This window comes from Streptomyces sp. NPDC020192, assembly GCF_044388685.1.
GTDB lineage: Bacteria > Actinomycetota > Actinomycetes > Streptomycetales > Streptomycetaceae > Streptomyces.
Genome location: NZ_JBIRXG010000006.1, coordinates 14,339 through 35,383 on the forward strand (window position 1 = coordinate 14,339; position 21,045 = coordinate 35,383).

19 protein-coding genes and 1 pseudogene are annotated in these 21,045 nt (G+C 72.2%); 9 read left to right on the forward strand and 11 right to left on the reverse strand.

From position 1 onward, the window contains the following. Nucleotides 1-167: 167 nt before the first annotated feature. The gene (locus tag ACH47Z_RS13735) at nt 168-788 is read right to left on the reverse strand and encodes a TetR/AcrR family transcriptional regulator (protein ID WP_399073431.1); all 621 of its coding nucleotides are present in this window, start codon (nt 786-788) and stop codon (nt 168-170) included. A gap of 138 nt (nt 789-926) precedes the next feature. On the opposite strand from ACH47Z_RS13735, the gene ACH47Z_RS13740 reads away from it, so the two are divergent. The 4 genes from ACH47Z_RS13740 (at nt 927) to ACH47Z_RS13755 (ending at nt 5,606) form a co-directional block, all read left to right on the forward strand. Beyond that, a complete protein-coding gene (locus ACH47Z_RS13740; RefSeq protein ID WP_399073432.1) occupies nt 927-1,385 on the forward strand; it encodes a cupin domain-containing protein in 459 nt (152 codons plus the stop codon). 50 nt (nt 1,386-1,435) lie between these two features. Beyond that, nucleotides 1,436-2,254, forward strand: coding sequence for an alpha/beta fold hydrolase (locus ACH47Z_RS13745; protein WP_399073433.1), 819 nt, complete (start codon nt 1,436-1,438; stop codon nt 2,252-2,254). Between the two features lie 14 nt (nt 2,255-2,268). Beyond that, nucleotides 2,269-3,690 carry a DHA2 family efflux MFS transporter permease subunit gene (locus tag ACH47Z_RS13750; RefSeq protein WP_399073434.1) on the forward strand — a complete coding sequence of 474 codons (1,422 nt, stop codon included), beginning with the start codon at nt 2,269-2,271 and terminating at the stop codon, nt 3,688-3,690. 98 nt (nt 3,691-3,788) lie between these two features. After that, nucleotides 3,789-5,606 (forward strand): glycoside hydrolase family 15 protein, encoded by a 1,818-nt coding sequence (locus tag ACH47Z_RS13755; RefSeq protein WP_399073718.1) that lies wholly within the window; start codon nt 3,789-3,791, stop codon nt 5,604-5,606. Nucleotides 5,607-5,626: 20 nt separating this feature from the next. Here ACH47Z_RS13755 and ACH47Z_RS13760 read toward each other — a convergent pair. Then, nucleotides 5,627-5,752: pseudogene (locus ACH47Z_RS13760) on the reverse strand (SDR family NAD(P)-dependent oxidoreductase); the annotation flags it as partial. Between the two features lie 3 nt (nt 5,753-5,755). On the opposite strand from ACH47Z_RS13760, the gene ACH47Z_RS13765 reads away from it, so the two are divergent. Beyond that, nucleotides 5,756-6,208 carry a hypothetical protein gene (locus ACH47Z_RS13765; RefSeq protein ID WP_399073746.1) on the forward strand — a complete coding sequence of 151 codons (453 nt, stop codon included), beginning with the start codon at nt 5,756-5,758 and terminating at the stop codon, nt 6,206-6,208. Here ACH47Z_RS13765 and ACH47Z_RS13770 read toward each other — a convergent pair. The 3 genes from ACH47Z_RS13770 to ACH47Z_RS13780 form a co-directional block, all read right to left on the reverse strand. Next, a complete protein-coding gene (locus ACH47Z_RS13770; protein ID WP_399073435.1) occupies nt 6,109-7,395 on the reverse strand; it encodes a hypothetical protein in 1,287 nt (428 codons plus the stop codon). The two genes, ACH47Z_RS13765 and ACH47Z_RS13770, sit on opposite strands and share 100 nt — an antisense overlap. Nucleotides 7,396-7,559: 164 nt before the next feature. Next, nucleotides 7,560-8,057, reverse strand: coding sequence for a SigE family RNA polymerase sigma factor (locus tag ACH47Z_RS13775; protein WP_399073436.1), 498 nt, complete (start codon nt 8,055-8,057; stop codon nt 7,560-7,562). An 82-nt stretch (nt 8,058-8,139) separates the two neighbouring features. Then, entirely contained in the window at nt 8,140-8,598 is a 459-nt protein-coding gene (locus ACH47Z_RS13780) for a MarR family winged helix-turn-helix transcriptional regulator (protein WP_399073719.1), read from the reverse strand. Nucleotides 8,599-8,817: 219 nt separating this feature from the next. Between ACH47Z_RS13780 and ACH47Z_RS13785 the strand changes: the two genes are divergently transcribed. Further along, nucleotides 8,818-9,891: an alkene reductase gene (locus ACH47Z_RS13785; RefSeq protein WP_399073438.1), complete on the forward strand. Its 1,074-nt coding sequence runs from the start codon at nt 8,818-8,820 to the stop codon at nt 9,889-9,891. Nucleotides 9,892-9,922: 31 nt separating this feature from the next. Here the strand turns inward: ACH47Z_RS13785 and ACH47Z_RS13790 are convergent, their stop codons facing one another. Beyond that, nucleotides 9,923-10,747, reverse strand: a complete 825-nt coding sequence (locus tag ACH47Z_RS13790; RefSeq protein ID WP_399073439.1) for a TrmB family transcriptional regulator — start codon at nt 10,745-10,747, stop codon at nt 9,923-9,925. Between the two features lie 267 nt (nt 10,748-11,014). Between ACH47Z_RS13790 and ACH47Z_RS13795 the strand changes: the two genes are divergently transcribed. After that, entirely contained in the window at nt 11,015-12,274 is a 1,260-nt protein-coding gene (locus ACH47Z_RS13795; protein ID WP_399073440.1) for a S8 family serine peptidase, read from the forward strand. 60 nt (nt 12,275-12,334) lie between these two features. Here the strand turns inward: ACH47Z_RS13795 and ACH47Z_RS13800 are convergent, their stop codons facing one another. The 4 genes from ACH47Z_RS13800 to ACH47Z_RS13815 all read right to left on the reverse strand — a co-directional run bounded on the left by ACH47Z_RS13800 (nt 12,335) and on the right by ACH47Z_RS13815 (nt 18,276). After that, nucleotides 12,335-14,596 carry a transglycosylase domain-containing protein gene (locus ACH47Z_RS13800; protein ID WP_399073442.1) on the reverse strand — a complete coding sequence of 754 codons (2,262 nt, stop codon included), beginning with the start codon at nt 14,594-14,596 and terminating at the stop codon, nt 12,335-12,337. Nucleotides 14,597-14,616: 20 nt separating this feature from the next. Continuing rightward, the gene (locus ACH47Z_RS13805) at nt 14,617-16,959 is read right to left on the reverse strand and encodes a bifunctional polysaccharide deacetylase/glycosyltransferase family 2 protein (RefSeq protein ID WP_399073444.1); all 2,343 of its coding nucleotides are present in this window, start codon (nt 16,957-16,959) and stop codon (nt 14,617-14,619) included. Nucleotides 16,960-16,973: 14 nt separating this feature from the next. Continuing rightward, nucleotides 16,974-17,702, reverse strand: a complete 729-nt coding sequence (locus tag ACH47Z_RS13810) for a hypothetical protein (RefSeq protein ID WP_399073445.1) — start codon at nt 17,700-17,702, stop codon at nt 16,974-16,976. A gap of 88 nt (nt 17,703-17,790) precedes the next feature. Next, nucleotides 17,791-18,276 carry a DUF1877 family protein gene (locus ACH47Z_RS13815; RefSeq protein ID WP_399073446.1) on the reverse strand — a complete coding sequence of 162 codons (486 nt, stop codon included), beginning with the start codon at nt 18,274-18,276 and terminating at the stop codon, nt 17,791-17,793. A gap of 441 nt (nt 18,277-18,717) precedes the next feature. On the opposite strand from ACH47Z_RS13815, the gene ACH47Z_RS13820 reads away from it, so the two are divergent. Further along, a complete protein-coding gene (locus ACH47Z_RS13820; RefSeq protein WP_399073447.1) occupies nt 18,718-19,350 on the forward strand; it encodes an RNA polymerase sigma factor in 633 nt (210 codons plus the stop codon). Between the two features lie 92 nt (nt 19,351-19,442). Further along, nucleotides 19,443-20,243, forward strand: a complete 801-nt coding sequence (locus ACH47Z_RS13825) for a hypothetical protein (protein ID WP_399073448.1) — start codon at nt 19,443-19,445, stop codon at nt 20,241-20,243. Nucleotides 20,244-20,402: 159 nt separating this feature from the next. Here ACH47Z_RS13825 and ACH47Z_RS13830 read toward each other — a convergent pair whose 3' ends face one another. Next, complete coding sequence (locus ACH47Z_RS13830) at nt 20,403-21,017, reverse strand: SRPBCC family protein (protein ID WP_399073449.1); 615 nt, start codon at nt 21,015-21,017, stop codon at nt 20,403-20,405. Nucleotides 21,018-21,045: the final 28 nt, after the last annotated feature.

Consider the following 21,045-nt stretch of genomic DNA (forward strand, 5'->3'; position numbering starts at 1 on the left):
CAACTCTCCGATCTTGCGCGCAGGTGGCAGGTCGGCCGCTCTGCGTCAAGCGCCGCTCACAGGCGAGGCAGCCGTTGTGTCTCGGTCCCGCCGATCATCGTGACCACGCAGATCGATGGTTCGCAGCGCGGCGGGGAGGTCTGCCCGGGGAGACCTCCGCGCTCGGCTCACCCCCGCGCGCTCCTCCGCTGCGCGGCTTCGGTCAGCGTGGTCGCCGTGTGTACCGCGCTGGCGATGGCGTCGTCGGGGGCGAGGCCGCACAGGTCGGTGAGGGAGAAGAGGGCTTCCGCGCTGACGACCACGGCGAGGTCCCGCTTGAGCTGGGCGAGGGCTTCCGGATCCGTCGCCCCCAGCGTGCCCTCCAGGGGGAGGAGCGCGAGGTCGATCAAACCGAAGCGGACACCTGGCCTGGCGGTCGCCGTCCCGGGGCGGGTGATGGTGGCCGCGATCATGGCGCGCACCGCTCCCTGCCGCAGGAGTACGCCGCGCAACAGGAACTCGCAGGCGTAGGCGACCCGTTCGACGGGGTCGGTGGAGTCCACGACCGGCGCGAGCGCCTCGGCGGGGGGCGGCCAAGCGCCGGCCAGGGCCTCGCTGATCAGCGAGGGGAGGTCGGGGAAGTAACGGTAGGCGGTGGCCTCGGAGACCAGGGCCGCGCGCGCGATCGCGGGCATGGTCACCTCGTCGCCCGTGCCGATGAGTTCGCGGGCGGCTTCGACGATCGCCGCACGCGTGCGCCTCTTCTGATTGCTGCGGCCGGTGTCCGTGTCCGCCTGCGTCGTCGCCACCCGGTACGTCCCCTTTCGTGTCTGTCCATCCGCCGCCATCTTATCACTGACCACTCTCGTCGTGAGAGTCGACTTGCATGCCGAGACCTCACCCTCTAACCTCCTTCGTGAGAGCTGACTCTTACGAAGGAGATGGCGATGACCGAGGTTTCCGTGGTCGGCCCGGACGACGGCGAGACGATCCGGCTGGGACCGGCACAGATCCGCATCCTCGAGGACGGCAGCACCACCGGGCACCGTCTCGGCATCGGCGAGATCACCCTCGCCCCGCACACCGAAGGGCCCCCGCAGCACCGCCACGCCCAGCACGACGAGGGCTTCTACGTGGTCTCCGGCACCGTGCACTTCACCGTCGGGGAGACGACCCACGTCGCGCCGGCCGGCACCCTCGCGATGATCCCGCCCGGTGCCCCGCACACCTTCGCCAACCTCGGCGACGAGCCGGCGGTGATGCTCAACACCTTCACGCCCGACCTGTACGTGCAGTACTTCCGCGACCTGCGGGACATGGTCGCCGGCGGCCGGGAGCTGACCCCGCAGGCGACCGTCCAGGTGATGAGCCGGTACGCCACCGTGCCGGCGACCGACTACGCGTGACGGCCCGGCGCCAGTAACCCCCGCCGCCAGCAACCGACTTGGAGACTTCCATGACCAGCACCGCCCGCACGATCACCCTCACCCTCGACTCCGGCGACGTCGACCTGAGCTTCACCGTCGACGAGCGGGGCAAGGGTCGCCCCTTCCTGCTCCTGCACGGCGGCGGCGGTCCGCAGACCGTCACGGGGTTCGCCGCGCTCCTCGCCGAGCAGCGGCCGGCCCGGGTCATCACCCCGGTCCACCCCGGCTTCGGCGGCACCGCCCGGCCCGACTGGCTCACCGACGTGCCCACCCTCGCCCAGGTCTACGGACGACTGCTGGACGAACTCGGCCTGGCGGACGTCACCGTCGTCGGCAACTCCATAGGCGGCTGGATCGCCGCCGAAATCGCCCTGCTCGGCAGTGACCGGATCAGCGGCGTCGTCCTCGTCAACGCCGCCGGCATCCAGGTCCCCGGCCACCCGGTCGCCGACCCCTTCACCCTGACGCCCGCCGAACTGTCCGCTCTCTCCTTCCACGACGTCGAGAGGTTCCGCATCGACCCCAGCACATTCTCCGACGAGCAGCGCGCCGTCGCGGCCGCCAACCGGGCCGCGCTGCAGGTCTACTCGGGCCCGCACGCCATGGCCGACCCCACCCTGCGCGAGCGCCTGGCCAAGGTCACGTCCCCGGTCCTCGTCGCGTGGGGCGAGAGCGACCAGGTCGTCGACACCGAGTACGGACGTGCGTACGCCGCCGCCGTCCCCGGCGCCGGGTTCGAACTCCTCCCCCGCACCGGTCACATGCCCCAGATCGAGACTCCCGGGCAACTCCTTCCCGTGGTCTGGGACTTCGCCGACGCTCACACCGCCCGTCGGCCCGCCAACTGAACGCGGGAGCCGACGTGCCCGATCCCGCACAGGGGCGGCGCGCCCCCGTCCTGGCCGTCTGCTGCCTGAGCGTGCTGCTGGTCAGTCTCGACGTCACCGTCCTCAACGTCGCACTCCCCTCGATGCAGCGGTCCCTGCACTCCTCCGTCTCCGGCCTGCAGTGGACGCTCGACGCGTACACCATCGTCCTGGCCTCGCTGCTGACCCTGGCCGGAGCCACCGCCGACCGCGTCGGACGACGGCGCGTCTTCCAGCTCGGTCTCGTGCTGTTCACCGGTGGATCGGCCCTGTGCAGTCTGGCGCCCACAACGGGCTGGCTCGTCGTCTTCCGTATGGTGCAGGCGGTGGGCGGCAGCATGCTCACCCCCGTCGCCATGGCCATCCTCACCAACACCTTCACCGCACCACGGGAGCGGGCACGGGCCATCGGCGTCTGGGGCGCGGTGGTCGGCCTGAGCATGGCGGCCGGGCCGGTTCTGGGTGGCGTACTGGTGGAGTCGGCCGGGTGGCGGTCGGTGTTCTGGCTGAACGTGCCGACCGGGCTGGCCGCGCTGACGCTCGCCGCACTGTTCGTCCCGGAGTCCCGCGCGCCGACGGCCCGACGCGCCGACCCCGTGGGCCAGCTGCTGGTGATCAGCCTGCTCGGCACGCTGACGTACGCCGTCATCGAGGCGCCCGGCGAGGGCTGGACCGCGCCGCCGATCGTGGCCTGCCTGATCGTGGCAGCGGGCACGCTGGCCGCCTTCGTACCGTACGAGAACCGGCGCGCCGAACCGCTGATCGAGCCGCGGCTCTTCCGCAGCGCACCTTTCAGCGGGGCCACCGCGACAGCGGTCCTCGCCTTCGGCGCGCTCGGCGGTTTTCTGTTCGCCAACACCCTGTATCTGCAACGGGTGGTGGGACTGAGTTCCCTGGGCACCGGGCTGCACCTGTTGCCGATGGCGGTGCTGTCCCTGGTGTGCCCGCCGCTGTCCGGACGGATCGTGGGCAGCCGCGGTCCGCGGATTCCCCTGGTGCTCGCCGGGGCCGGCATCGCCGCCAGCGGTGTACTGGCCGTCGCCGTCACCCGCTCCGCCCACCCCTCGGACATCCTGCTGGACGTCACGTACGCGCTGTTCGGTCTCGGCTTCGGCTTCGTCAACGCGCCGATCACCTACACAGCGGTGTCCGGCATGCCGCGCGCCCAGGCCGGGGTGGCCGCCGCGGTCGCCGCGACCAGCCGTCAGGTCGGATCCTCGCTCGGCATCGCGGTGATCGGCGCCGCGGTCGCCTCCGGCGCGCGGCCCACGGCTTGGTGGATCATCGCCGGGTGCGGGGCGGCCATCCTGGTACTGGGCACCGTCACCTCCGGCCGCTGGGCCGCCGCCACCGCCGAACGCGTCGCCGCCCCGCTCAAGCCCAACCCGCCGCGCGCCACGGCGGACACCGCGGGGTGACCGCCGGCGGATCCCTCGCCCCTCGCGCCGCATCCCGTGGCAGCCTCCTCGCACGGGGCGGACAGTGGAGGCAGGGGCATCAGGGAAGCGAGATGATCATGGACCGTTACCCGCCCATCGCCGACCACGGCCTCGTCGGCGACCTGCAGACCGCTGCTCTGGTGTCATCCCAGGGGGTCGTCGACTGGTTCGCGGCTCCCCGGTTCGACTCGCCCAGTGTCTTCGCAGCCCTGCTCGACCACGACCGCGGCGGGTACTTCCTGTTCGCTCCGGAAAGCCGGAACACCGCCTGCAAGCAGCTCTACTACCCCGACACCGCGGTCCTGGTGACGCGGTTCATGTCGCCGGACGGAGTCGGCGAGGTTTTCGACTGCATGCCACCGGACCGCACCGGCACCCCCACGGACAGGCATGTACTGATACGCGGCGTGCGGGCGGTGCGCGGGACGGTGCGCTTCACCCTGGAGTGCCGTCCGCGCTTCGACTACGGCCGGGCCACCCACCATCTCGACGTGCGGGACGGTACCGCCACGTTCCGGGCACCGGACACCACCGCCTATCTGCAGAGCACCTTTCCGCTGCGGCAGGACGGCAACGACGTGCGGGCCGAGGTGACCCTGGGACCGGGTGAGGTGGCCGCGGCCGTGTTCACCGTGGGCGGGCCCGATGGTGACACCCCGCCGCCGGTCACCCCGGACAGGGCGTTGGAGCGGTTCTGGGACGTGGTGGACTTCTGGCAGCGCTGGGTACGCCACTCCCGGTACCACGGGCGGTGGCCGGGTGTGGTGCATCGCTCGGCCATCACGCTGAAACTGCTCACCTACGCACCCACGGGTGCTCCCGTCGCCGCCGCCACCATGGGCCTGCCCGAGCAGATCGGGGGTGAACGCAACTGGGACTACCGCTACACCTGGGTCCGCGACGGCTCCCTGTCCGTGCGTGCCCTGCTCGATCTTGGGTTCGCCGAGGAGGCGGCGCAGTTCACGCACTGGATGGGCGACCGCCTCCAGGCCCGGGAGGGCGTCGACGGCGAGCCGCTGCAGATCATGTACCGCGTCGACGGGGACCCGGAGCTGCCGGAGGAGGTTCTCCCGCACTTCGAGGGCTATCGGGGGTCCTCTCCGGTGCGGGCGGGAAACGCGGCGGCCGACCAGCTGCAGCTGGACATCTACGGGGAGGCGCTCTACGGCTTGTCGGAGGGGCATGAGGTCGCCATGGGAGGCAGCTACCACGGCTGGAAGAACGTCGCGCGGACGCTGGACTGGCTGGCCGATTCCTGGGACCGCCCCGACGAGGGCGTCTGGGAGACCCGTGGCGGGCGCCAGGACTTCACCTTCAGCCGGGTGATGGCCTGGGTGGCCTTCGACCGGGGGCTGCGCCTGGCGAGAGAGTTCAGCCGTCCCGCCGACGCCCCTCGGTGGACCGCGGCTCGCGACGCGATCCTCGAACAGGTGATGGAGCGGGGCTGGAACGAGAAGGAGCAGGCCCTCGTCCAGCACTACGGAGGCGATGTCCTCGACGCCTCGCTGCTGCTCATTCCGCGCGTCGGGTTCCTGGCGCCCAGGACGCTGAGCTGGCTGTCGACCCTGGACGCGATGGACCGCACGCTGGTGTCGGACAGCCTCGTGTACCGCTACGACCCGGCAGCCTCCCCGGACGGTCTGCAGGGCTCCGAAGGCACCTTCAGCCTCTGCACCTTCCTCTATGTGGACGCTCTTGCCCGCGCCGGGCGGATTCGTCCGGCGCGCTACGCCTTCGAGAAGATGCAGACCTACGCCAACCACGTCGGCCTGTTCGCAGAGGAGATCGGTCCCAGTGGCGAGCAGTTGGGCAACTTCCCGCAGGCCTTCACCCATCTGTCGCTGATCATGGCCGCCACCACCCTGGACGACGCCCTCGACCAGCAGCGCGACTGAGCACCACGGTCCCGCCCGCTCCTGTGGGGCGCGAGCTCCTGGGCGAGTGTCGCCATCATCATCTGCACGCCGCCCTTGGAGGCGGCGTAGTTGACGTGACCGGCCCACGGGATGAGCTGGTGCACCGAGCTCATGCAGATGATCTGCCGGTGAGGTTGACGTCCAGCACCTGCGAACCGCACGACAGCGGCACCGCGGTGTCCTTCACCATCCCGGCCGGGAGCAGCGAGGCGTACGTCTCCGGGTACCGCCTCTACCGCAGCAGTGACCCCGTGGCCGGCGACAGGAACGGCCAGTTCGGCGAGGGCGCGCCCTCCGGCGTCATCGCCGTCGACCGGGACGTCCAGGCTTACGCCCATCCGAGCCCGCCCCAGCTCACCGTCGTCCAGGAGGGCAGCCGCGGCACCCGGGACGTCGTGGTGGACGTAGCACCCGCCGAGGCGGACAAGAACCACCGACTCAGCGGCTACGAGTGGAGGTTGTCTCCTGACCCTGTGGTGCGTCAGCTGTCCGGAGCGAAGCGCTTGTCGAGTGCGATGCTCAGCAACTGGTCCATGCTCAGCGCCGGTTGGGGACGGGTCACCGGACCGCTCTCGGCGTAGGAGTTGACCTCGCGGACCACCACCCGGCGGCCGTCCGGGTGCACGGTGTCGACCAGCCACACCTGGGCCGCGCCGCCCTTCTCCGAGGGTCCCTGGACCTTCTTGACGCGGGTGCCGTCGGTCAGTGTGGTGGCCTCGCAGTGGCCGGAGACACCGGTGCAGTCCATGTGCCCGGCCAGGAGGTCGGTCATGTGGTACTGCGCGTCGGCCTCGACCATGTTCTTCCCGCGGCCGTCGTCGTAGACCAGCTGAACCAGCCCGTCACCGGCGTTCAGGTCGGAGACGGTCCCGCCCCGGGGCAGGCGGGATGTCAGGACCTGGGTCATACGAGCTCCGGTCACGCGCTTCTGGGGCGTGGACGGGGTGGCGGAGGGGGCTCCCTCCCGGGTCGGCAGTGCGGTGATCGCCTTGTTCCACGCCGGGCTGCGCACGATCGAGGTCAGCTGGTCGATGGACAGCGCCGGATCGGCTCCACCGGTCGTCGCCTTCTCGCCGCCACCGCCGAACTCCTGCACCGTCAGCTGAACTCCGTCAGCGGTGGTGAGCACCACGTACCAGCGCTTCTGCCCGGTTTCACTGCTGGGGTAGGTGAAGGACCTGGTGGTGTTGAGCACCCCGCCCCCGGGGAGTTTCTCGGTGGTGCACGTGTCGTAGGGACGCACCTCCACCGGCAGGCAACCGCCCTCGCCCTGCTGGTCGGCGGGGATGCCGGGGTCCAGGCGTGCGAGGGTGATGTCGAGGCCGGAGGACGCCCGCGCGGTGGAGTACGTGAGCTTGGCTGCCGGCCAGACGACCGGCGGGCCGGCCTGGGACGCCCTGCCCGAGGCCGCCGAGACGGTGCCGCCGGCCGGCAGCAGGCTCTTGAGCGTACGGACCATCTCCGCACCGCTGACCGACGAGGCCGCCCGGGAAGGCGGCTGCTCGGCGGAGCGCACCGGGGCACCGGTCCGCAACCGACCCGGGTCGCCGGCACCGTGGCTGCCGAAGGTGCCCGTGGCCATCAGGGTGCCGCCCGCGGTGACCACCGCGACGGCCGTGACGGCGATACGGGTGGCGGCGAACAGCCGCATCCGGCGGCCCTGGGCGACGGATCGCCGTACCAGGTCGGCGGAGTGGGGCGGGAACCCCCCGGTGGCGCGGCTCATGGCGCGGGTCACCCGGGTCTCGAAGTCCTCGTCGAGGGACATGGCGGGTCTCCGTTCTTCTGGGCGTGCTGAAGCGTTCTGGGACGTGCTGAGGCGTACTTGGGCGTGCTGGAGCGTTCCTGGGCGTGCCGGGACGTACGGGAACGTCCTGCGGCGTTGCGGCGCCGCGGGGTGTGTCAGGGCATGGCCGTCATGCCGTCATGCCGTCATGCGGCCAGGTCGGCCAGGTCGGCGCCGAGGAGGTCGCGCAGCCGGTGCAGAGCCCGCATGCTCCGGGCGCGGACGGCCCCCGGCGACAGCTTGAGGACCTGGGAGGTCTCGTCCACCGAGCGGTCCTCCCAGTAGCGGAGCACCAGCACTGCCCGGTCCTTGGCCGTCAGCCGGGCCAGGCCGTCCAGCAGCGCCATCCGCAACTCCGCGTCCGGCGCCGGCCCTGCCGCCTCGGGCAGCCGGTCGCTGGGACGCTCGGTGGAACTGCGGCGACGGCGCTGGGAGATGTAGGTGCGCACCAGCACGGTGTCGGCATAGGCCACCGGGGAGCCCGCACGGCTGATCCGCCGCCAGGAGCGGTACATCTTGGCGAGGGTTTCCTGGACCAGGTCCTCGGCGAGGTGCCAGTCGCCGGTGAGCAGGCAGGCCGTCCGGAACAGAGGTCCGCTGCGGGCGGCTGCGAACTCCAGGTAGTCCGCGGGTGCTTCCCTCACCGTGTGTGTCCTTTCATGGTCGGACGTCACCTCTTACACGCGGTGAGGGTGCTTCCGCGTTACGCCCCCGGCGGGTGCGCGTCTAGGACAGGGGGGCGTGGCGTTCGACCGCGCGGCCGAGTCTGTCCTCGATGCGGTCCAGGACGCGGATCACCGTGTCCAGTTCGTCCGCCTCCAGACCGGCGACGACGCTGTCCTCGAGCTCCGCCCACACCCGTTCGACCTCCTTGCGCAGCGCGAGGCTGGCGGTGGTGGGTTCGATGATGGAGGCGCGCCTGTCGGTCTCGCTGGGCCGTCGGCGGACGAAGCCGGCGTTCTCCAGCCGCTTGACCGTACGGGTCATGGTGGCCGCGTCCGACCCGAGCAGGCGCACGAGGTCGGTCTGACGCTGTGGGCCGCGGTCCCACAGCTGCATCATGACGAGCTCCTGCCCGGGGTGCAGCCCCACCCGGCGCAGCAACTGCCCGGCGAGCATCCGGTGCAGGCGGGCCACCCGGAAGATCGCGTGGTTCATGGCCCCGGCCCGGACCGAGGGCGGCATCGACACGTCCGACACGTCGTTCACGACTCCTCGGTCTCGAGAGATGGCGGATTGAGGTTGTTTGAACAGGGAGATTTTAAACCGCTCGCCGACGCAGCCCTACTGGGGCCGCTGTTATGCAGTTTACTCCGCCATCAGTGACGTACGTCACACCCGCTCGGGAATGGGTTCCCCGATTTACTTGTTCGAGCAGGTAATCGCTTCGAAAGGAACCCGCCCATGACCACGGCCTTCGCCCCCTACGACCTCGGCGGCATCCCGCTGTCCAACCGCATCGTGATGGCCCCCATGACCCGCAGCCGCGCCTACGGCCCCGGGCAGAGCGCGACGGAGCTGATGGCGACGTACTACGCGCAGCGCGCCGGCGCCGGGCTGATCGTCACCGAGGGCACCCAGCCGTCGGTGGTCGGTCAGGGGTACCCCGACACGCCCGGCATCCACTCCGCCGAGCAGGTCGCGGCCTGGCGGAAGGTCACGGACGCGGTGCACGCGGAAGGCGGCGCGATCTTCCTGCAGCTCATGCACACCGGCCGGGTCGGTCACCCGGGTCTGATGGGGCTCACCCCGGTCGGCCCCTCCGCGGTCCGGGCCGCGGGGCAGGTCTACACACACGACGGGCCGCAGGACTTCGTCACCCCGGACGAGCTGACCGAGGACGGGATCGCGCGGACCGTCGCCGAGTTCGCCGACGCGGCGCGCAACGCCGTGGAAGCGGGCTTCGACGGCGTGGAGCTGCACGGCGCCAACGGCTATCTGATCCACCAGTTCCTCGCGCCCAACTCCAACCAGCGCACCGACGCCTGGGGCGGCACCCCCGAGCGGCGCGTCCGCTTCGCCGTCGAGACCGCCAAGGCCGTGGCCGAGGCCATCGGCCCGGACAAGGTCGGCTTCCGCATCTCGCCCGGCAACCCCTACAACGACATCGACGAGAGCGACCGGGCGGACCTGGAGGCCACGTACACCGCCCTCGTCGAGGCCCTCGCCCCGCTCGGCCTGGCCTATCTGCACCAGATGGAGGCGCCCGAGGTGCGCGACCTGGTGCTGCGGCTGCGCAAGGCATGGCCGGGCACCTTCGTCCTCAACCCCTTCACCGGCATGGAGCCCACCGGACCCGACGCGCTCGGCCTCATCGAGGACGGCACCGCCGACCTGATCGCCTACGGCGGTCTCTTCCTCGCCAACCCCGACCTGCCCGCCCGCCTGGCCGCCGGCGGCCCCTTCAACACCCCTGACCGCGCCACCCACTTCGGCGGCGACCACCGCGGTTACACCGACTACCCCGCCCTCGGCTGAGCTGCCCGCAGCGCCGCATCGGTCCGACCGCTCACGGCGCCAGGAGGCCGGACCCCGGTACGGGTTCGGCCTCCTTCCACACCGTGTGGAAGGCCAGCCGCAGGCAGGCCGCGAGGGCCGGGTGTTCGATGAAGAGCGTGGTGGTGGTGCCCGCGCCGGCCACCGGGTCGGGCATGTCGCACAGGACGAGGGAGGCGTCGGCGATGACGAGCTTCAGCGGCAGTTCGGGGGCCAGGCGGGCCTCCTCCCCGGCGGCGGAGAAACGCCGCACGTGCTCGACCGTCTCGGGGTCGGCCAGGGCGTCGTCCAGGTAGATCGCCCGGACGGTGCCGCCCGTCCGGTGGAGGCGGCGGACCACCTCTATGCCCTCCGTGTTCTCGGTGGGGGCGACGAACGGCGGTTTGCAGAAGGTGAGGAGTTCGTGCCGCGCCTGCCGCTGGATGTCGGCGAAGCGCTCGGAGATCGCCCTCGGGTCACGCAGGATCTCGATGTAGTCCAGCGGGTCGGTGTGGTCCCGCCCCTGGGACCAGAGGGGTTGCAGGAGGCCTGCCAGGTCCTGCGAGACCCGGTCCAGGCGCTCGACGGACTCCCGTTGCAGGGCCATCAGCCGGGCGAGGGCCAACTCCGGCGTGACGGCGGAGTACGTGGCCACGCGCCCGGGGTGGGTGGTGGCCAGCTGCCGCCGTACGAGCGCGTCCAGCACGTCGTACACGCGCTGGCGCGGCACGTCGGCCTCCCGGGCCACCTCGGCGGCCGTGTAAGAACCACGCCTGACGAGGGCCAGGTAGACCCGTGCCTCGTACCGGGCCAGGCCCAGCGACATCAGGTCGTTGACGGTTCCATCATCCAGCTCCATGGCTGCACAAGGTACCGGTTGCCGCTGAGGAGTTGAGGCCAATGTTTTACCAACTGGCTCTGTTCTCTTCGGCAAATCGTCAATAATCTCATCCGTAGCCACCACTGACCGGGGTGGCAGAAGTCAGCAACCAACAGCATGCCCGGAAGTCGGCTCCACTCGGCCACCCCCAACGGCAAGCGCTTGTCATGCACGCGACATTCACATGCGACATCGCTTCCGGCCGCCCACGTGGAGCCCACCCATCCCCCCACGGAGGGCAGTTCATTGCATTCCCATCGCCGAAGGAACCCGATACGCCGCGGCGCGCCCGCCCTGCTGTCCGCAGCGGCCCTGATCACCGGCGGTCTGGCCGTCGCCATACCGTCGGCAGCCTTCGCGACGACAAACACCGCAACACCCACCGCTTCCACGGCCTCCACGGTGCAGACGCACCGGCTCTGTTCGGAGCCGAGCAAGCCCGGCTACATGGCGTGCGAGGCGGTCGTACGGACCGACCTGAAGACGCAGCGGTCGCTCGGCCGCCACGACACCCCCAAGGGCTTCGGACCGGCCGACCTGCAGGCCGCGTACAACCTTCCCAAGGACGGCGGCAAGGGCGCCACCGTCGCGATCGTCGACGCGAACGACGACCCCAACGCCGAGAAGGACCTGGCGGCCTACCGCTCCCAGTACGGCCTGCCGGAGTGCAGCACCGGCAACGGCTGCTTCAAGAAGATCGACCAGGACGGCGGCACCAACTACCCTACGCCCGACTCGGGTTGGGCCGGTGAGATCTCCCTCGACGTCGACATGGTCAGCGCGGCCTGCCCGCAGTGCCACATCCTGCTCGTCGAGGCCAAGTCGGCGAACATGGACGACCTCGGCGCGGCCGTGAACCAGGCCGTCAAGCAGGGCGCCACGTACGTCTCCAACAGCTACGGCGGCGGCGAGGACGCCGGCGACACCAAGGCGGACGACCAGTACTTCAAGCACCCCGGCGTCGCCATCACCGTCAGCTCCGGTGACAGCGGCTACGGCACCGAGTACCCGGCCTCCTCGCAGTACGTGACCGCCGTCGGGGGCACCTCGCTCAAGAAGGACAACAGCACCCGCGGCTGGTCCGAGTCCGTCTGGGGCACGTCCGCCGGCGGTGAGGGAGCGGGCTCGGGCTGCTCGCAGTACGACGCCAAGCCGTCCTGGCAGAAGGACACCGGCTGCGCCAAGCGCGCCGTCGCCGACGTCGCGGCCGTCGCCGACCCGGCCACCGGTCTCGCCGTCTACGACACCTACCAGGCCAGCGGCTGGAACGTGTACGGCGGCACCAGCGCCTCCGCGCCGTTCATCGCCGGCGTCTACGCCCTCGCGGGCACCCCGGGCACGGGTGACGTTCCGGCGTCGTACCCCTACGCCCACCCGGACAAGCTGAACGACGTCACCGACGGCGCCAACGGGTCCTGCAGCGACTACCTGTGCAAGGCGGGCAAGGGTTACGACGGTCCGACAGGGCTGGGTACCCCGAACGGGGTCGCGGCCTTCACCAAGTAGCACGGAGCACCGAACAGCTCACTTCGCCCCGTCGGTTCTCCGGCGGGGCGAAGTGCTGCGTCAACGGCACTTGTGCGCATGGCACTTGGTGCCGGTCCCGGGGACACCCGGACCGGGGGTGGGCGCCGTGGTCGTCCGCCTGCCCGGCCCGCCGGTGTGCTTGGCGGGGGCCGGGGTGTGCGACGGGGACGGGGAGGGGACGCCGGGCTCGTTCGTGCCGGGGCCGAGGGGCGCCGGGGCGGGCAACGGGAGGTCGGGCAGGCCGGTCAGGGCGTCGCGCATGTACCGGGTCCAGATCTCGGTCGGGATGTCGCCGCCGAACACCTTCTGCAGGCCGCCGACACCCGCCAGGGACTGGAGCTGCGGGTGGGCCGGGTCCTCCTTGAACAGGACGACCGAGGTGGCGAGTTGGCGGGTGTAGCCGATGAACCAGGCCGACCGGTAGTCGTCGGTGGTGCCCGTCTTGCCCGCCGCGTTACGACCGAGCGCCTGGGCCCTGGTGCCGGTGCCCCGGGTGATGACGCCGCGCAGGACGTCGGTCACGTTGTCGGCGACCGCCGACGGCAGGGCCCGTACGGGGGCGGGAGCCGTGAAGCCGGGCAGTACCGCGTCGTCGTGGGTCACCTGGGTCACCGAGTACGGCGTGATCCGCGTACCGGAGGCGGCGAACGTCGCGTAGGCGCCCGCCATGCGGATGGCGCTCGGGGTGGAGGTGCCGATGTAGAAGCCGGCGCTGGGCGCGGCGAGGCTCTCCGGGCGCAGGCCCAGGGCCTTCGCCGTGCGGGCCACGTCCGGGTAGCCGGTGTCCTCGCCCAGCTGGACGTACGGCGTGTTGACCGACTGTTCCATCGCGGTGCGCAGCGGGATGTACCCCCAGCGGTGGGTGGTGTCGTTGTGCTGGTGGAGCAGGCCGGTGGGGTCCTTGTCGTCGGTGACGTAACTGCCCTGCTGGTCCTTGATCTGGATGCCGTCGTCACCGTTGAACCTGCTGGCCGGGGTGATCGACGCCGGGGAGGTACCGGGTTTCAGGACGGCGCCGTACTGGAGCGCGGAGGCGAGGACGACCGGTTTGAAGGTCGAGCCCACCGGGACGCCGGAGGTGTCGGCGTTGTCCGCGTAGTGGGCCTGCTCGTAGCCGGGGCCGCCGTAGACGGCGACGATCCGGCCGGTCGCCGGGTCCACCGAGGCGGCACCGGTCTGGACGTTCCGGTCGGCCGCCCGATGGGCGGGGTCGAGGCGCTCGGCACGCACCTTCGCGACCGCCGTGGCCAGTTCCGCGGTCCTCTTCCGGTCGAAGGTGGTGTGGATCTGGTAACCGCCCCGGCTCAGGCTGCTGTCGGTCACGGCGGGGTCGTGCTGCTGGACGTACGAGCGGGCCAGCTGGACCAGATAGCCGGCCTGGCCGGTGAACCCCGAGCCCGGCGTCCACTTCCTCGGCACCGGGAAGCCGGCCGCCGCGTACCGGGCGCGATCCGCCCCCGTCAGCTTGCCGGTCTTCACCATCCGGTCGAGCACCCAGGACCAGCGGGCCTCGGCCTGGGCGCGGGCCCTGGGGTCGGCGTCGGCGTACTGGAAGAGGCTCGGCTCGTTGACCGCGGCGGCGAGGAAGGCGCCCTGGCTCACGTTCAGCTTCTCGACCGGGAGGCCGTAGTACACCCGGGCGGCGGCCTGGATGCCGTTGGCCTGGCGGCCGAAGAAGCAGGTGTTCAGATAGCCCTGGAGGATCCGCTGCTTGCTCATGCTCGCGCCGATCTTGGCGGAGATCAGCAGCTCCTTGACCTTGCGCGAGAGCGTCTGCGACTGGTCGAGGTAGGTGTTCTTGACGAACTGCTGGGTGATCGTCGAACCGGACTGGACGGAACCGCCCTCGGCCATGTGCACGAGCGCCCGCGCGATGCCCTGCGGGTCGATGCCCGGGTCGGAGTAGAAGGAGGCGTTCTCGGCGGCGATGAAGTCCCCCTGCACGTCGGCGGGCACCTGCGCCAGGGAGACGTTCTCCCGGTTGACGCTGCCGTCGGTCGCCAGCACGCTGCCGTCGGACCAGTAGTAGACGTTGTTCTGGAGCAGCGACGAGGGGTTGGGGTCGGGGATGCTGATCGTGGCGTAGGCGTACCCGACGGCCGCGGCCAGGCCGCCGACACAGAACAGGAACGACGCCAGCACCTGACGCCACGACGGCAGCCAGCGGCGGACACCTGTCCGGCCCGCCCTCGGATAGTCGACCAACCGTTTCCGCACTCCGGTACGGCGCCTGCCGCGGTCACCCGCCGCACGGCTGCCGGAGGGGGTGCGCTGCGGTGGTCGGCGCCGGGTTCCGCTCATGGGCTCGGATCACTCTGCTTTCAGTACCGCTGGCGGGTGTCGTAAGGGGTGGGGTGCGAAGGGCCCCCGTACGACCATGGGTCCGGGTGGGCGTCGTACGGCCCGGGGTCCGGGACGGCCGCGTACGGGTCTGGCTGCGGGACGGCCGCGTGTGGTCCCTCGTACGGCCCCGACCGCACAGGGACCGCAGTTCCGTCCTCCCCGGAGGGCTCCGCGCCCGCCGGGGCCTTCAGGCTGCCGTAGCGCTCCATGCGCTGCCAGCGCAGGCGGGAGCCGGAGACGGCGGTGAAGACGGACTGGATCACGACCAGGTACATGAGCTGGCGGTAGACGAACTGCTGCAGCGGCAGGCTCCACAGCGGGCCGGGGCGTTCGCCGTCCAGGCGGAAGGCGTACAGGCCCATGCCGAGTTGCAGGAGAAGGAAGGCGAGCCACAGGCCGGTGATCCGGACCGGATCCAGGAAGACCAGGCCGTACAGGGCGAAGATGTCCACGACCGGGGCGAGCAGGGGCAGCAGCACCTGGAAGAGGAGGAGGTAGACCAGGCCCCGGCGGCCCAGCTTCCCGGCGGCGCCGCGCTGCACCAGTGCGCCGCGGTGCTTCCACATCGCCTGCAGGGTGCCGTAGCACCAGCGGTACCGCTGCCGCCACAGCGCGCCGAGGGACGCGGGCGCCTCGGTCCAGGCCACCGCGCCCTCCTCGTACACCACGCGCCAGCCGGCCCGGCACAGCGCCATGGTGAGGTCGGTGTCCTCGGCGAGGGTGACGTCGCTGACGCCGCCGAGGTCCAGCAGGGCCCGGCGGCGGAACGCGCCGACGGCGCCCGGCACGGTCGGCATGCACTCGGCGAGGTCGAACAGACGGCGGTCGAGGTTGAAGCCGACCACGTACTCGATGTGCTGCCAACGCCCCAGCAGGCCGCCGCGGTTGACGACCTTGGCGTTGCCCGAGACGGCGCCGACGCCGGGGTCGGCGAAGGGCTGCACGATCGTGCGGACGGCGTCCGGTTCGAAGACCGTGTCCCCGTCGACCATGACCACCAGTTCGCAACTCGCCGCGGCGAGGCCGGTGTTGAGCGCGGCCGGCTTGCCCGCGTTCTCCTGCCGGATCACCCGCACCCCCGGCAGCCCGAGCGACTCCACCAGGTCGGCGGTGCCGTCGGTGGAGCCGTCGTCCACCACGATGATCTCCACCGGATGGTCCGAGGCGAGCAGCGAGCGTACGGCCGCCTCGATGCCGGCGCTCTCGTTGTACGCGGGCACGATCACGCTGACCGGTTCGGTCACCGGCGGCCCCCAGGACCTGCCCCGGCGCCCCCTGCGCTGCCGTCGGTGCCGGCGGGCCGCGACCACCACGACCACCGCGCGCAGCGCGCTGATCACTCCGGCCGCGTACATCAGCACGCCCAGCAGCCATACGATCCAGTCGCCGGCCCGCAACACGTCGACGAAGGCCATTCCCTGGAGGTGGTCGCCGAGTCCGGCGGGCTGGACGGGCCCGGCCATGCCGACGGCGGCGCCGACCGTCGTGAACCGGAAGCCCCGCGCCTGGAGGCGGGGGATCAGGGTGTTCAGGGCGGCGACGGTCTGGGAGCGGTCACCGCCGCCGTCGTGCATCAGCAGGATCTGTCCCGCGTTCCCGTGCGGGGTCGCGTTCGCGACGATGCGGGCGGTGCCGGGCCGCTGCCAGTCCTCGGCGTCCTGGGTGGAGAGCACCGTGACATAGCCCGCCGCGTCCGCCTGCTTCAGCACGGCCCAGTCGGCGTCGCTCAGCGCGTCGTTGTGCGAGGAGTACGGCGGTCTCAGCAGGGCGCTGGTGACCCCGGCCGCGCCGGCCACCGCCAGCTGGGTCTCGCGCAGCTCCAGGGAGCGCTGCCAGGGGGCGAGGCGGGACAGGTCGGGGTGGGTGAAGGTGTGGATGCCGATCTGGTGGCCCTCGGCGACGATCCGGCGGACCAGTTCCGGGTGGGCCACGACCTCGGTCCCGACGACGAAGAAGGTCGCCTGCACATGGTCGCGGCGCAGCACGTCGAGGATGCGCGGCGTCCAGACGGGGTCGGGGCCGTCGTCGAAGGTGAGGGCGATGGTGCGGGCCTTCGGCCGGGCGGTGTGCACGGCGCCGGCGGCGTTCGCGATCACCGGGCCGCCGTGGGCCACCTGGCCGGGCACCGCCTCGCCGCTTCCGCGGGAACCGGTCACGTCGTCCGAGCTGATCCCGAACATGTGGTGGGTGTACCCCTGGAGCAGCAGGGCCGTCGCCAGGGTCACCGTGAGCACGCTCAGCAGCAGCCAGTGGGTGCGGGGGGTGATCTGGCGGGTACGGCCGTGGCGGCGAGCAGGTGCGGCGCGGCGGCGGTCGGTCACGTCAGGGCCTCGGGTCACTTCACGGGCTTGTGGGACGAGCCGAGGGCGCGCCCCCGGGAGGTGTGCGCGGGGACCGGGGTGGCGGTGGCGGTGGCGGTCGGGGAGACGGTCCGGGTCCCGGACGTGGCGGCGGGGGCTGCCGGGCGGCCGGCCGGACCGGAGGTCTGCCGTGCCGTGGGGCCGGCGTTCTTGTGCGGCGCGGCGGAGTTCGTGCTCCCCGCCGAGTGGCCGCCGGACGGGGAGTCGGGGGCGCTCGCGCTGGGCGCGGCCGGGTGCGGGGCGGCGGACTGCGGGACGAACGGGGCGCTGATGCCGGGGCCGCCCAGCAGGGTGCTGACCAGCAGGGCGACATAGCCGCCGGCGGGGATCACCAGCAGCCGGGCGGCGCGCAGCACACGGCGCTGGCGTCGGCCCGAGGAGTCCACGAAGACGGGGCGCGCCGGGTCGTTCTCCGGCGGCTGCGGTGTCTGCGTCGTCCGCGTCGTCCGCGGGTCCGGCTCGGATTCCGGTACCGGCACGAAGGGGATGGGCTGTGTGTCGGGCTCCGGGGCCCAGGTCAGCGTGGCCGTGTGCCCCCCGTACACCTCGCCGCCGTACCCGTCATGGCCGTAGGCATACGCGTACCCGGCGCCGCCGTACGGATTCCCGTCGTACGGATTCCCGTCGTACGGATTCCCGTCGTACGGATTCCCGTCGTACGGGGCCCCTCCGTACGGTCCGCCGCTTCCGTCCGTCCACTGCACGAGTCGTGTCCCCTGTCCTGGCCGGCCGACGCGGCCGTCCGCATGGACAGAGCGCGGCGGGCCGGAACTGTTACACCTCACGCACAACTCACACCTCGGGAAGCCACTTCACCACCGCGTCCCCACGCTCGGCCGTGCGCGCGTAGAACGCCCTCAGCTCCTGGTGCGCCGCCGCGAACGCGCCCCACGTCTCGGGCTCCGCGGCCTTGCCGCCGTAGCGCGGCAACAGCTCGTCCCGGGCGAAGTCCCACAGCGCGTCGAAGTCGGCCTCCGCCAGGAACCCGGCCACCCGGCGGGCCTGGGCCGCCGTCAGCACCAGGAGCGGCGGCTTGTGCCGGTCGGCGCGGAACACCGGCCGGCCGCCGAGCACCACCTGGGCCGGGGGCCGGTCCTGGGCAAGGGGATAGGGATGGGGATGGGGATGGGGATGCGGGGGAGCGCCGGCGTAGATGCGCTCCTGGTCCCGGTAGCGCCGGACGGTCTCCGCGTCGCCGTCGAAGACCCGTTCCAGCCACGTCACGCTGTTGCGCAGGGCCGGGGGCGGCACCGCGCGCAGTCGGAGGTACGCACTCATGCCAGAAGGAGCGCACGGGGACGCCCGGGCATCACGCGGCGGTACGGGACCGGGTCGCCTCCGCCGAGCCGCCGCCGGTGCCTCCCTCGCCCTCGCCCGGCCGCCCGATGGGGCGCACGGGGCGGCCGGGGCCCAGGTCAGTGGTCAGGGCGCCCGGCCGCCCCCTTCCTCTCCGCGCCGCTCACGGGGGGAGACACGAACGGCACGCAGAGGGGTCCGGGGGCCGCGGCGCCGGCGTCGACGGGCGAGCGCCCCCGGCCCGACGGCAGCGGACTCGTACTGACCCAGCGCACGGGCTGCGCGGAACGTCACCGGGTGGCGACGCCCGGTGCCTTGTGACATTTCCGTGACTACGGACGCTGGTCATCATGGGCCGTCGACACGACCGGAGCGCGACGGACGGCAGGGACTCGCTATGAACCGGCGTGAACGAGGACGATCTTGGGCCAGGCAGGGCAACTCCGACGCGTACCGGCATACGACGGGGAACTGGGCGCGGCGGTGGCGCGGGCCCAGGGCGGCGACGAGGCCGCCTTCGCGGTCGCCTACCGGATCGTCCAGCCGGGCCTGCTCGGCTACCTGCGCGGCATCGTCGGCGACGACGCGGAGGACGTGGCCTCCGACGCCTGGCTGGAGATAGCCCGAGACCTGGGGCGGTTCAAGGGTGACGGCGCGGGCTTCCGCGGCTGGACCGCGACCATCGCCCGGCACCGTGCGCTGGACCATCTGCGTCGCCAGCGCGCACGGCCCCGGGCAGGCGGGACCGAGCAGGACGTACTGGACCTGCCCAGTCCGTACAGCACCCATGACCAGGCCCTGGAGTCCCTCTCCACCGAGCGGGCCCTGGAACTGGTCCACGAACTGCCCCGGGACCAGGCCGAGGCCGTGCTCCTGCGGGTCGTGGTCGGCCTGGACGGTCCCGCCGCCGCACGCGTCCTCGGCAAGCGCCCGGGAGCGGTGCGCACAGCGGCCCACCGCGGCCTGAAACGCCTCGCACGCCAGCTGGGCTTCGGCGGCGAGGCGCAGCAGGGTGTGACGGATGGGGCCGCTCGCACGCTGGGGGAGTCGGCATGAACGACGACAGCGGGCGGCCGGGCGGCGCACCACGCCGAACGAACAGAATCTGCCGCACAGGTCGGGCAGATCGGACAGGAACGGAAGCGGACATGAGTGAAGGGCGGAGCGGCGGCGGAGTCCCGGGCCGTCGACGTGAGCCTGACGGCGCTCTGTCCGGCCCCCGGTACGGGCATGATGGTGCCACCCTGGAGACGGTGCTGGCCGCCGCCATCCGCGGGGGCGACGTCGACCCCCGGGCCAAGCAGCGGGCCGTGGCCGCCTTCCTGGCCGCCCGCGACACGGGCGCGCACCGGGCCCGTACCCGGCGCCGGGACGACTGGCGGCTGCCCGGGGAACGGCGGGCCCGGCGTCCTGTGCGGATGACGTTCGGCGTGGTGTTCGCGAGCCTCACCCTGGGGGGTGTCGCCGTCGCGGCCATCGGTTCCGTCGGCTCCCACGCCGACGGTGCCGGCACCGGCCGGGGCTCCGCACACCCGTCGGCCGTCGCTCCCGGCCGGCCGGGCGGCACGGCCTCCTCGACGTCCACCGGCGGCCCCCGGCCGACGGACCGACCGGCCACCGCCCAGGACACCGAAGCCCACTGCCGCGCCTACGAGCAGGTCCAGGGGCGCGGCAAGGCGCTCGACGCGAAAGCCTGGCAGCAGCTCGTCACGGCCGCCGGCGGCAAGGACGAGGTCGCCGCGTACTGCTCCGAGCACCTGGCCCGGGCGACGGCCGCGCCGGGCAAGTCCGGCAGGGGCGCCGCGGGTGCCGACGGTGCGACGGGCAGGACCGGCGCCTCCGGCAACGGCAAGGCCGGCGACTCGGGCAACGGCGGGTCCGGTACCCACTCCGGCGGCACGGGCAAGGCGGGCGGGAGCGGCCAGGGCGGCGGCGGGAAGCACAAGTAGCGCTGTACCGGCGCGTCGTGCATCCGGTGTGACGCCGGCTGCCTGGGGTCACGTCGGCCCGTCACCGCACGCGGCCCCAGAGCAGGAAGCCGGTTCGGGCGGAGAGGGGCCGCAGGAGACCGAGGCCGAGCAAGGCGGCGCCTTCTTCTCCGCCTTCGCTCACGCGTGCCGTGCCCGCCGCTCGGCCTCCCTCTTGATCACCGACAGAGAGGCGGCGACCGTGTCCTCCCAACGGCGCGCCACCGCCTGCCCCCAGCGCTCCCCCGGTGCCCATCCGTCGGTGCCCAGCTCGCCCGCGTACACCAGCCGGGTGCCGGAGCCGTCCCCGGTCAGCAGGATGGACTCGGCCACGGCGGCCACCGGTCCTCGTACCAGCCGGAAGTCGACGCGCTCCGGGCGGGTGAAGCGCACCGTCTCCACGGTCGTCGCCGTGAGCCGGCCGCCCGCCAGCGGGGTGAAGTGCGCGGCGAGCACCATGTCGCGGCCGCGCTCCAGCACCCGTACCTTCTCCCGTGTCGCCCGGGTGGCCCGGCCGAGATACGGCCCCGCGATCACGTCGAAGACGACCTCCCGGGGCGCCGCGATGTCGACCCGTCGCGGTCCCAGCCGACGGGTACGCCGGCCGACGCCCAGGTCCGGGGCGAGCGCACCGCTCACCAGGCCCAGGCAACCGGCCGCCACACCGCCTCCCACGGCCACCGCGGCCGCCCCGACCGTCACCCGTCCGAGCCAGGCCATCACCCACGCCCCTTTCACGACCACTGCCTGGGACACGACGCTACGGTCGGCGCCCGTGGACGCG

Excerpts from the sequence above, each read along its gene's own strand:
- ACH47Z_RS13800 (WP_399073442.1), bottom strand. The coding sequence starts at position 14,596 with ATGAGCGGAACCCGGCGCCGACCACCGCAGCGCACCCCCTCCGGCAGC.
- ACH47Z_RS13825 (WP_399073448.1), top strand. The coding sequence starts at position 19,443 with ATGAGTGAAGGGCGGAGCGGCGGCGGAGTCCCGGGCCGTCGACGTGAG.
- ACH47Z_RS13780 (WP_399073719.1), bottom strand. The coding sequence starts at position 8,598 with ATGCCGCCCTCGGTCCGGGCCGGGGCCATGAACCACGCGATCTTCCGG.
- ACH47Z_RS13790 (WP_399073439.1), bottom strand. The coding sequence starts at position 10,747 with ATGGAGCTGGATGATGGAACCGTCAACGACCTGATGTCGCTGGGCCTG.
- ACH47Z_RS13785 (WP_399073438.1), top strand. The coding sequence starts at position 8,818 with ATGACCACGGCCTTCGCCCCCTACGACCTCGGCGGCATCCCGCTGTCC.
- ACH47Z_RS13740 (WP_399073432.1), top strand. The coding sequence starts at position 927 with ATGACCGAGGTTTCCGTGGTCGGCCCGGACGACGGCGAGACGATCCGG.
- ACH47Z_RS13770 (WP_399073435.1), bottom strand. The coding sequence starts at position 7,395 with ATGTCCCTCGACGAGGACTTCGAGACCCGGGTGACCCGCGCCATGAGC.
- ACH47Z_RS13745 (WP_399073433.1), top strand. The coding sequence starts at position 1,436 with ATGACCAGCACCGCCCGCACGATCACCCTCACCCTCGACTCCGGCGAC.
- ACH47Z_RS13755 (WP_399073718.1), top strand. The coding sequence starts at position 3,789 with ATGGACCGTTACCCGCCCATCGCCGACCACGGCCTCGTCGGCGACCTG.
- ACH47Z_RS13815 (WP_399073446.1), bottom strand. The coding sequence starts at position 18,276 with ATGAGTGCGTACCTCCGACTGCGCGCGGTGCCGCCCCCGGCCCTGCGC.